The 9739-nt window shown below is 38.0% G+C and carries 13 protein-coding genes; 7 read left to right on the forward strand and 6 right to left on the reverse strand.

The annotated features are described in order from the left end of the window. Positions 1 to 127: 127 nt before the first annotated feature. Together zntR and PR761_RS16990 are read left to right on the forward strand one after the other, a co-directional pair. Positions 128 to 544, forward strand: a complete 417-nt coding sequence (gene zntR / locus PR761_RS16985; protein WP_039855953.1) for a Zn(2+)-responsive transcriptional regulator — start codon at positions 128 to 130, stop codon at positions 542 to 544. Positions 545 to 575: 31 nt separating this feature from the next. Further along, positions 576 to 776: an alternative ribosome-rescue factor A gene (locus PR761_RS16990; protein WP_006816318.1), complete on the forward strand. Its 201-nt coding sequence runs from the start codon at positions 576 to 578 to the stop codon at positions 774 to 776. On the opposite strand, the gene mscL is transcribed toward PR761_RS16990, so the two are convergent. From mscL to def, 5 genes are all read right to left on the reverse strand, one after another. Then, positions 777 to 1190 carry a large-conductance mechanosensitive channel protein MscL gene (gene mscL / locus PR761_RS16995; protein ID WP_006816317.1) on the reverse strand — a complete coding sequence of 138 codons (414 nt, stop codon included), beginning with the start codon at positions 1188 to 1190 and terminating at the stop codon, positions 777 to 779. A gap of 114 nt (positions 1191 to 1304) precedes the next feature. Then, on the reverse strand, positions 1305 to 2681 hold the full coding sequence (trkA, locus tag PR761_RS17000; protein ID WP_006816316.1) for a Trk system potassium transporter TrkA: 1377 nt from the start codon (positions 2679 to 2681) through the stop codon (positions 1305 to 1307). 33 nt (positions 2682 to 2714) lie between these two features. Then, positions 2715 to 4001: a 16S rRNA (cytosine(967)-C(5))-methyltransferase RsmB gene (gene rsmB, locus PR761_RS17005; RefSeq protein WP_115164785.1), complete on the reverse strand. Its 1287-nt coding sequence runs from the start codon at positions 3999 to 4001 to the stop codon at positions 2715 to 2717. A gap of 74 nt (positions 4002 to 4075) precedes the next feature. Continuing rightward, positions 4076 to 5023 (reverse strand): methionyl-tRNA formyltransferase, encoded by a 948-nt coding sequence (gene fmt, locus PR761_RS17010; protein ID WP_115164784.1) that lies wholly within the window; start codon positions 5021 to 5023, stop codon positions 4076 to 4078. Between the two features lie 27 nt (positions 5024 to 5050). Further along, positions 5051 to 5572: a peptide deformylase gene (gene def, locus PR761_RS17015; protein WP_006816313.1), complete on the reverse strand. Its 522-nt coding sequence runs from the start codon at positions 5570 to 5572 to the stop codon at positions 5051 to 5053. 130 nt (positions 5573 to 5702) lie between these two features. Here def and dprA point away from each other — a divergent pair, with 130 nt between their 5' ends. From dprA to PR761_RS17040, 5 genes are read left to right on the forward strand one after another with little or no spacing between them, the layout of a single operon-like run. Next, a complete protein-coding gene (gene dprA / locus PR761_RS17020; RefSeq protein WP_039855938.1) occupies positions 5703 to 6782 on the forward strand; it encodes a DNA-processing protein DprA in 1080 nt (359 codons plus the stop codon). 33 nt (positions 6783 to 6815) lie between these two features. Then, the gene (locus PR761_RS17025; RefSeq protein WP_006816311.1) at positions 6816 to 7355 is read left to right on the forward strand and encodes a topoisomerase DNA-binding C4 zinc finger domain-containing protein; all 540 of its coding nucleotides are present in this window, start codon (positions 6816 to 6818) and stop codon (positions 7353 to 7355) included. Positions 7356 to 7368: 13 nt separating this feature from the next. Further along, positions 7369 to 7938: an L-threonylcarbamoyladenylate synthase type 1 TsaC gene (gene tsaC, locus PR761_RS17030; RefSeq protein ID WP_039855936.1), complete on the forward strand. Its 570-nt coding sequence runs from the start codon at positions 7369 to 7371 to the stop codon at positions 7936 to 7938. A 6-nt stretch (positions 7939 to 7944) separates the two neighbouring features. Further along, positions 7945 to 8760, forward strand: a complete 816-nt coding sequence (gene aroE, locus PR761_RS17035; protein ID WP_006816309.1) for a shikimate dehydrogenase — start codon at positions 7945 to 7947, stop codon at positions 8758 to 8760. Next, on the forward strand, positions 8760 to 9020 hold the full coding sequence (locus tag PR761_RS17040) for a DUF1488 domain-containing protein (protein WP_006816308.1): 261 nt from the start codon (positions 8760 to 8762) through the stop codon (positions 9018 to 9020). The genes aroE and PR761_RS17040 overlap by 1 nt, the downstream gene beginning before the upstream one ends. Here the strand turns inward: PR761_RS17040 and PR761_RS17045 are convergent. Beyond that, a complete protein-coding gene (locus PR761_RS17045; RefSeq protein ID WP_006816307.1) occupies positions 8996 to 9541 on the reverse strand; it encodes a gamma carbonic anhydrase family protein in 546 nt (181 codons plus the stop codon). The two genes, PR761_RS17040 and PR761_RS17045, sit on opposite strands and share 25 nt — an antisense overlap. Positions 9542 to 9739: the final 198 nt, after the last annotated feature.

Here is a 9739-nt window from a genome sequence, read left to right on the forward strand (position 1 = left end):
TAATTGCTTTCAAGAAAACCGGGCGTATTGCCCGGTTTTTTTGTACCTGCTATTCTATCCTTTCTGTTTGACTCTTTTCCTTGAATTTCCTATTTCGATCCATATTTATAGGTAGAGCTTTATGAGCATGTATAAGATAGGTCAAATAGCTAAACTTGCAGATGTGACCCCAGATACCATTCGTTTTTATGAAAAACAGGGACTGATGGGGCATAAAGTAAGAACTGAAGGTGGATATCGATTGTTTACCGAGCATGATTTACAGCGGCTACGTTTTATTCGTTATGCTAAGCAGCTTGGTTTTACTTTAGAAGCTATTACCGAATTATTATCAATTCGAGTTGATCCTGAGCATCATACCTGTCAGGAATCAAAGAATATTGTGGATATTAGACTTCTTGAGGTTGAAAAGAAGATTCAAGAATTGATCATAATGCGAGACTCATTAAAAATGTTGAGCTCAGCATGTTGTGGTGATGAGCATGCATCAACATATTGTTCAATTATGGAAATTTTAGAGAAAGGTGCATCAAAAATTTATTAGCTAAATGTAATTATTATGAAGGTAATATTATATGAGTAAATATCAGCATAAGCGCGGTGAAATTAAAGATAATGCACTTGAAGCATTATTACATGACCCATTGTTTCGTCAGCGTATTGAGAAAAACAAAAAAGGTAAGGGAAGCTACATTAGAAAAGGGAAAAATTGTAAAACCAGTAACTGGGAGGCCAGTGGTAATGGGTTAATAAACGTATTACCACTGGTTTTTTAGTTATTTTTTATTCTGTTCTTTTAATAGATCACGAATTTGAGTCAATAAAACTTCTTCTGTTGACGGTGCTGCAGGCTCCGATGGAGTAGTCTCTTCTTTTTCACGACGTACCTTATTCATAACTTTTATCGCCATAAAAATAGCAAAAGCTACAATCACGAAATCAAAAATAGTTTGAATAAACATACCATAATTCATGACAACTGCAGGGATACCATCTTGTGCTTCTCTAAGCACAATACTGAACTGTTTAAAATCAACCCCTCCAATGAGCAATCCGAGTGGTGGCATAATCACATCAGCAACTAATGATGAAACAATTTTACCAAATGCAGCACCGATGATTATACCAACAGCCATATCTACCACATTGCCTTTCATGGCAAACTCGCGGAACTCTTTTAAAAAACTCATGTATGACCCCTTCCCTTAATAATTGACCAAATATTTATGACCTGTATATTTACATAACAAATTATAGTATCTAGAAATCTTAACCTGCAAATTTTTACTATTAATTTTAGATGATTATAAAAAGAATGGGCTAGGTTGGAATAATTTCTCAACATCAGGTACATACTTTTTATCAGTGATGAACATAATCACGTGATCACCTTGCTCAATAATATTGTAATCGCTGGCAATGATGACTTCTTCTTCGCGTACAATTGCACCAATAATTGTGCCAGGAGGAAGCTTAATATCAGAAATTTTTTTACCAACGACTTTAGATGTATTTTCATCTCCATGAGCAATCGCCTCGATTGCTTCTGCAACACCTCGACGTAATGAAGAAACACTAACAATATCGGCTTTTCTGACATGACCAAGTAATGCAGATATTGTTGCTTGCTGAGGTGATACTGCAATATCGATAACGCCACCTTGAACTAATTCAACGTAAGCTGAACGTTGAATTAGAACCATGGCTTTTTTTGCACCCATTTTTTTAGCTAACATCGCAGACATAATATTTGCTTCATCATCATTAGTAAGAGCAATAAAAACGTCCATTTGCTCAATATGTTCCTCAGTTAATAATTCCTGGTCTGAGGCATCACCATAGAAAACGATAGTATCGTGAAGTAATTCTGCTAGTTCAGTTGCTCTTTGCTGATTTCGCTCAATGAGCTTAACGCTATAGTCTTTTTCTAATCGCCTCGCTAAGCCGGCACCAACGTTACCTCCACCGACAATCATCAATCGTTTATAAGGTTTTTCTAATCTTTGAAGTTCACTCATAACAGCGCGGATATGCTGAGTTGAGGCGACAAAAAATACCTCATCTCCAGCTTCAATAATCGTTGAACCTTGAGGTCTGATTGGCCGGTCTTGACGGAATATTGCGACGACTCGCGTATCAATATGAGGCATGTGCTCACGTAAACTTGAAAGAGCATTTCCAACTAATGAACCGCCGTAATAAGCTTTTACTGCGACAATGCTGACTTTTCCCTCTGCAAAATTTACAACTTGTAGAGCACCTGGGTACTGAATAAGCTTATAGATATATTCGATAACTAGTTGTTCTGGAGATATTAAATAATCAATAGGGATTTGCTCTGCAGCAAAAAGCTTATCTGCTTCACGGATGTACTCCGTGGCTCGAATTCGGGCAATTTTGTTTGGGGTATTAAATAGGCTATATGCAATTTGACATGCAACCATATTTGTTTCATCTGAGTTAGTCACTGCAACTAACATATCGGCATCTTCAGCTCCTGCGTCTCGTAATACGCGAGGGTGAGAGCCATGGCCATTGACAACTCTTAGATCAAATTGATCTTGGAGTTGACGTAAGCGATCTGCATTAGTGTCAACAACGGTAATATCATTGTTCTCATCAACTAAATTTTCAGCTAGGGTGCCACCCACTTGCCCAGCACCTAGAATAATGATCTTCATTGCATCTTCCTATCTCAGATAATCAATTAAATGCTATTGTGCCTGTTTGAGTAATCGGGCGTAGAAGAATCCATCACCACCAGTGGTACTCGGTAATATTTGCAAGCCAAACTCGGTGCCATCAGTTATGCTCGCATCTACATGTTTAGTAAGAAAACGTTGGATTTGTAGACTGTTTTCTTCTGGTATTATAGAGCATGTGGCATAAACTAGGGTTCCACCTGGTTTCAAATAAGGCCATATAGCTTCTAATATTTGAAATTGTAACTGCGATAATTCATTGATATCGGAATCACGTCTTAGCCATTTAATATCGGGATGACGTCGAATTACTCCCGTCGCTGAGCATGGTGCATCCAATAGGATTCGATCAAATTGTTGACCATGAGCCCACTCTTCGGGCTTAGTTCCATCCCCTTGTATAACTATCGCTTGTTGCTTGAGGCGTTGTAAATTTTCTTTCACGCGCTTGAGCCGAGAGTCATCAATATCAACAGCAAGAACGTGAGCTTTAGGAGCTAATTCCAATATATGTGTTGTTTTCCCTCCAGGTGCAGCACATAAATCTAGAATACTATCGCCATCTACGGGAGACAGTAATTCTGCACAACCCTGTGCTGACACATCTTGAACAGTCGACCAACCTTCATCAAAGCCTGGAAGCCTATTTACCGAAGTAGCATCTTCCAGGCGAACAGCATTTGGATGAGTTGGGTGTAAATGGGCAGTAATCCCAGCTTGTTCTAGTAAGGTTAAGTATTGATCAGTTGTATTATGTTGAGGGTTTACTCTTAGCCACATTGGTGGGCGCTGGTTATTCGCATCCACAATATCTTGCCATTGATCGGGGTAAGCAATTTGTAAGCGTTTTAATAACCAGCTTGGATGTAAGTATTGGCTATTATTATTATGATTACGCTCTTCTAATTGTACTTGTTGGCGTAAGAAAGAACGTAAAACACCATTTATCAGCCCTTTCAATTGTGGGCGTTTCAGAGCAACAGCACCGTCAACGGTTTCTGCTAAAGCAGCATGAGCAGGGATACGTGTGTATAGTAGTTGATAAATGCCCACCATGATTAGGTAATGTAATATTCTTTGTTTACCTGTAAGCGGTTTTTCCATTAATTGGCTGATAAACCATTCGAGTTTTGGTAAATATCGTAGAACTCCAAAGCAAATTTCTTGTAGCAATGCTTTGTCTTTCTCATTGATATTACGTTGTAATTCAGGCAAAACAGTACTTAATGATTGTCCCTTATCGAGAACCTGACCAATGGCCGTTGCTGCTATACTACGTAAATTATATTTATTTTTCATAAGTGAAGGAGAGTCTATTAGTTACTGAAATAAAATTGCCTGACTTTATGTTGGTAGGCAATTTTATTAAGATTTTAGTCTAGTATCTGTTCTGGAATGAACCATTCACGGCGAGAATTGAGGATATCCTGTGCGCTCATTGCTTTTTTACCAGGAGGCTGCAATTGGGTGATATTTAATATTCCCATTCCTGTTGCTACACAGATACCTTTTTTATCTGCACTGATAATGGTTCCAGGAAGATGGTTATGCACCTGATCAATAACTTCGGCTTGCCAGACTTTAATCAGTTGTTCTTGGATCATGAAATAACTCATAGGCCAAGGATTGAAAGCGCGAATACAGCGTTCAATTTGTTTTGCCGATTGTTGCCAATCAATACGGGCTTCTTCTTTTGACAGCTTTTCCGCATAGTTAGCCAATGTATCGTCTTGTTTTTCTGGAGTGCATTTTCCAATAGATAACAGGTTAACTGTATGTATAAGAGCTTGAGGTCCCGTAATTGCTAGTTTTTCGTATAATGTGGCACTTGTATCTTCAGGAGTGATAGGGCAAGTAGCTTTATATAGCATATCCCCAGTATCAAGACCTGCATCCATTTGCATGATAGTAATACCTGTTTCATGATCTCCAGCCCAAATTGAACGTTGAATTGGTGCCGCACCACGCCAACGCGGTAATAAAGATCCATGAACATTTAGACAGCCAAGGCGAGGGATATCTAAAACTGCTTGAGGCAGGATTAAACCATAAGCGACGACAATCATGAGATCTGCATTTTGTTCTTTGATCCACTGCTGATTATTGGGATCTTTTAGAGTGACAGGCTGAAATATGGGTATATGGTGCTCTTCAGCAAGAATTTTCACTGGGCTTGGCGTCAGTTTTTTACCTCTTCCCGCTGGTTTATCATGTCGAGTGAGTACACCAACAATTTGATGTTTGGTTTCAAGTAAGGCAGCTAAATGTTTTGCTGCAAAATCTGGTGTACCTGCAAAGATAATTTTTAATGATTCTGACACGTTATTTCCCCGTTTATATTCATAAAATTAGCGATTTTTAGCCTCTTTAGATCTTTGTCTATCTAATTTTTCTACTTTCTGGCGAATGCGCTGACGTTTCAAAGGAGATAAGTAATCAACAAATAGTTTGCCAACTAAATGGTCCATTTCATGTTGAATACAGATGGCTAATAAACCATCAGCTTCAAGCTCAAATAATTCACCATTATAGTTAAGGGCTCGAACCTTCACTTGCTCTGCTCTTGCGACAAATCCTTGTTGTTCAGGGATGGATAGGCAGCCCTCTTCAATGCCAGTTTCACCTTTTTTATCAATAAGTTCTGGATTGATAAGAACAAGTCGCTCACTCCGAGATTCTGAGACATCGATGACAATAATTCGCTGGTGGATATCCACTTGCGTTGCTGCGAGCCCGATACCTTCTTCGTCATACATTGTTTCGAACATATCATCGACAATACGTTGAATGGATGCATCAACTTTTTCGACTGGTTTTGCAATCGTGCGAAGACGCTCGTCTGGATAATGTAATATGTTTAATACTGACATAAATTTTTCGAGTAGTTTCCAAAATTTGAAAGGTAATTAATGACTATTCTAGACATTTATCCATCATATTGACAGTATTGGTGATGATTTGTTCGTAGGGGATGAGCTAACTTATAGTCAGGATGACAACATGAATGAACAGGAAATATGGATAAGACTTTCATTGGTAAATAAGGTTGCTTTAGAGAAAGTAATAGAAATAATTTCGTATTTAAAACAAAGGAATAAAGTGACGCATTCAATTTTAAAAGAGTGTGGCTTAAACGAAATGCAAAGATTGCAATTTTTTCATGTTCCTCAGCAAAGAATAGAAATAACGACTCGGTGGTTGCAAAATAAAGAAAATCAAATGATTACAGTTTCAGCCCCCCAATATCCTTTTTTATTGAAGCAGACTTACAACCCTCCATTGTTATTATTTGTGATAGGTAATAGCGAATTATTATCAGATCGCCAAATTGCTATCGTTGGTAGCCGCCAAATGACCGAATATGGCAAAACGTGGACTAAAAACTTTGTTAAAAAATTTATAAGTTATGGTTTAACTATAACTAGTGGGCTGGCACTTGGCATTGATGGAGCAAGCCATAAAACAGCATTAGAACATGGCGGTAAAACAGTGGCAGTGTTAGGTAGTGGGTTAGCAAATGTTTACCCGAAGCAACATTATAATTTAGCGGATGAAATTAAGGAAAACGGCTTGTTAGTCTCTGAGTATTTGCCTGATACACCTCCACTACCGAAGCAGTTTCCTAGACGAAATCGTATTATTAGTGGATTAAGTAAAGCTGTTGTAGTTATTGAGGCTGGAATGAAAAGTGGTTCATTAATTACAGCAAGATACGCTATTGAACAAAATCGAGATTTGTTCACACTACCAGCCCCGCTGGGGAATCCTGCATTTAGTGGAAATCATTGGTTGGTGCAGCAAGGTGCTTATTTATTATCTGAGCCGGATGATATTTTATTGCATTTAGAATGTTCACTAAATTGGATTCAGCCAGAATTATCAATAGAAAGTACACCTAACTCAGAGTTTAACCTGACAGAAAATAGAATTTTGGGTATGGTGGGGTATCAAGTGACTCCCGTGGATGTAATTGCAGGCCAATTGCAGTTACCCATTTCTAGAGTAATTTCAATACTTACAGAATTGGAAATTAGTGGCGATATTTTGTCCACTGCTGGTGGATATATCAGGGTAAGTTAGTTTTTGAATAATTAAGGTGAGTTAAAATAAAATATGTCGAAGCAATTGCCTTTTGAAACTGAAAAAAATGAATATTGTCCTGAATGTGATTCTTTGTTGGTTATTCGCAATAGCACTCATGGGCCATTTCTGGCTTGTTCTGAATACCCCCAATGTCATTATACTCGACCGCTAAAACCAGTGATAGAAAGTCATATTGTAAAAGTGTTAGAAGGTCAATGCTGCCCCATATGTAACCATAATTTAGTATTAAAGCAGGGGCGCTTTGGCATGTTTATAGGTTGTAGCAATTATCCTGAGTGTGAGCATACTGAGCTTATTGATAAACCTGACGAAACTAAGGTGCCATGCCCACAATGCCAAACAGGTAATTTATTACAAAGAAAATCCCGTTTTGGCAAAACTTTCTATGCTTGTGATAACTACCCTAACTGCCAATTTATTATTAATAATAAACCTGTGGTTGGGGAATGTCAGTTTTGTGAATACCCACTACTTATGGAAAAAAGGGTAGGACAAGGAGTAAGATTGTTGTGTGCCAGCAAACGTTGTGGTAAGCCACAAGAAGAATAAAGAGTTAAAAACTATGCAAAATCAATCTACACCTGCAATTAAAAATATTATTAATGCACTCCAGCAACAACAAGTCATTGCTTATCCAACTGAAGCTGTTTTTGGGCTCGGTTGTGATCCTGACAGCGAGACAGCGGTGAATAAATTACTCGAATTAAAGCAACGTCCATGGGAGAAAGGACTTATTTTGATCGCTGATAGCTACGAACAATTAAAGAATTATGTTGATGATAGCCAATTAACAGATCAACAGAGACAAACCATGTTTGCTACTTGGCCAGGTCCGGTTACGTGGGTGGTCCCCGCAAAAAAAACAACACCAAAATGGTTAACGGGTAAATTTGATACTTTAGCGGTACGTGTCACTAATCATGAGTTAGTGAAAGAGTTATGTAGCCAGTATGGAAAACCGATTGTTTCAACAAGCGCTAACCTAAGCGGTTTAGAGCCGTGCAGAACTACGGGAGAAGTTGTTGAACAGTTCCAAGATACTATCCCCATTTTAGATGGCGAAGTCGGTGGAAGGCTGAATCCATCAGAAATTAGAGATGCTATGACTGGGCAATTATATCGCAAAGGATAATTATCAATGAAAATGTTTGCAGTCTTTGGAAACCCAATTCAACACAGTAAGTCTCCGGTAATACATCAAATGTTTGCGGAACAAATAGGAATCGAACTTAAATACGATCGAATTCTTGCACCTATCGAGGATTTTGAATCGTGTTTATCTGATTTTTTTGAACAGGGCGGACAAGGTGCAAACATAACATTGCCATTTAAAGAAAGGGCTTTTAAATTTGTCAGTGAATTAACAGATAGAGCTCAAATTTGTGGCGCTGTAAATACTATCATGAAGCTCGATGGTAATCGTTTACTTGGTGATAACACTGATGGAGCTGGGTTATTGTTAGATTTGCAACGATTAGAGTTTATATCATCCAATAGTAAGGTATTAATTATTGGTGCGGGTGGTGCGACTCGGGGGGCTTTATTGCCTCTGCTTGAACTTGGTTGTGATATTACGTTAACGAATAGAACGTTCTCTAAAGCAGAAACGTTAGTTAATCTGTTCTCATCAGCGGGAAAAATAAAGGCTAAACCCATGGATGAGTGTTTATCTTCAGAATATGATTTGATTATCAATGCAACCTCATCAGGGGTAAACGGTGAAATTCCTCAAATAAGTTCAGAATTATTTCATGAACAGATTGCTTGTTATGACATGTTTTATCAACGAGGCTTGACGCCTTTTTTATCATTCGCAAAGCAACGGAAAGTTAAAAGATTAGCTGATGGCTTAGGGATGTTGGTAGGACAAGCTGCTTTCTCTTTTAAGTTATGGCATGGGGTCACCCCTGAAATTGAGCCTGTATTGAAGTTATTAAAACAGGGGCTAAAGTAATGAATCAAGCGATTCAATTTCCGGATAGAGAGGAATGGGATCCTTTACTTAATAAAGTACGATTTCCTGTTCTTGTTAATGGCATGCTTGCTGAATGTATCATATCGGATACTTTATTATTTAATCGCTATGGCAATAAAGAAACGTCTTTAATGCTATTTCAGACTTATCGCTGGGATATAGAAGAAGAGTTTGAGACCTTGATTGAACAAGGTCTTGATAATGGCAATAACTTTTATGAATTATTAGAAGATAAATAATTATTTTTCCATTCAACATAGTTATTGGCTGAATAGCGTAGGTGATTAAGCTCTGACTCTGTAAGTTTTCTAATTGGCTTAGCAGGACTGCCCATATATAAGTAGCCTGACTTTAGCCGTTTTCCTTGTGTGACCAAACTGTTTGCACCAATGACAACATCATCCTCAATAATCGCTCCATCAATTACTATAGACCCCATTCCCACGAGAACACGATTACCAATTGTGCACCCATGCAGCATGACTTTATGCCCAACAGTGACATTATCTCCAATAATTAATGGATTTCCTTCAGGATTAGTTGCCGATTTATGGGTTACATGGAGAATCGAACCGTCTTGGATATTAGTCCGAGCTCCAATTGATATGTAATTCACATCGCCGCGTAAAACAGATAAAGGCCAGATGCTAACATCTTCAGCTAATCGGACGTCACCAATGACAACAGAAGAGGGATCAATAAAGACATTCGCTGCTACAGTAGGGTAGGTATCTAAATAAGGTCTTAAGAATGTGTTCATATGTGTGGCCACAAAACGTAGATGGATATTAAGGTAAGCTCTTAATTAAGAGTTAGCGAAGTAAGAGCAGAGTACAAAAATAGAATTATAAGACAAAAGATGACGTTTTTATAATCATAGTGATAGTAAAAAAAGCACAATGATGAAATTATCCTCAATCAGTATTTTTTTTGAAAAAAAAGGTTGTGTAATTTTTCG

Source organism: Providencia sp. PROV210 (assembly GCF_028479445.1).
GTDB lineage: Bacteria > Pseudomonadota > Gammaproteobacteria > Enterobacterales > Enterobacteriaceae > Providencia > Providencia rustigianii.

Coding starts and splice junctions, on each gene's coding strand:
- zntR (WP_039855953.1), top strand. CDS start 128: ATGTATAAGATAGGTCAAATAGCTAAACTTGCAGATGTGACCCCAGAT.
- PR761_RS16990 (WP_006816318.1), top strand. CDS start 576: ATGAGTAAATATCAGCATAAGCGCGGTGAAATTAAAGATAATGCACTT.
- mscL (WP_006816317.1), bottom strand. CDS start 1,190: ATGAGTTTTTTAAAAGAGTTCCGCGAGTTTGCCATGAAAGGCAATGTG.
- trkA (WP_006816316.1), bottom strand. CDS start 2,681: ATGAAGATCATTATTCTAGGTGCTGGGCAAGTGGGTGGCACCCTAGCT.
- rsmB (WP_115164785.1), bottom strand. CDS start 4,001: ATGAAAAATAAATATAATTTACGTAGTATAGCAGCAACGGCCATTGGT.
- def (WP_006816313.1), bottom strand. CDS start 5,572: ATGTCAGTATTAAACATATTACATTATCCAGACGAGCGTCTTCGCACG.
- dprA (WP_039855938.1), top strand. CDS start 5,703: ATGAATGAACAGGAAATATGGATAAGACTTTCATTGGTAAATAAGGTT.
- PR761_RS17025 (WP_006816311.1), top strand. CDS start 6,816: ATGTCGAAGCAATTGCCTTTTGAAACTGAAAAAAATGAATATTGTCCT.
- tsaC (WP_039855936.1), top strand. CDS start 7,369: ATGCAAAATCAATCTACACCTGCAATTAAAAATATTATTAATGCACTC.
- aroE (WP_006816309.1), top strand. CDS start 7,945: ATGAAAATGTTTGCAGTCTTTGGAAACCCAATTCAACACAGTAAGTCT.
- PR761_RS17040 (WP_006816308.1), top strand. CDS start 8,760: ATGAATCAAGCGATTCAATTTCCGGATAGAGAGGAATGGGATCCTTTA.
- PR761_RS17045 (WP_006816307.1), bottom strand. CDS start 9,541: ATGAACACATTCTTAAGACCTTATTTAGATACCTACCCTACTGTAGCA.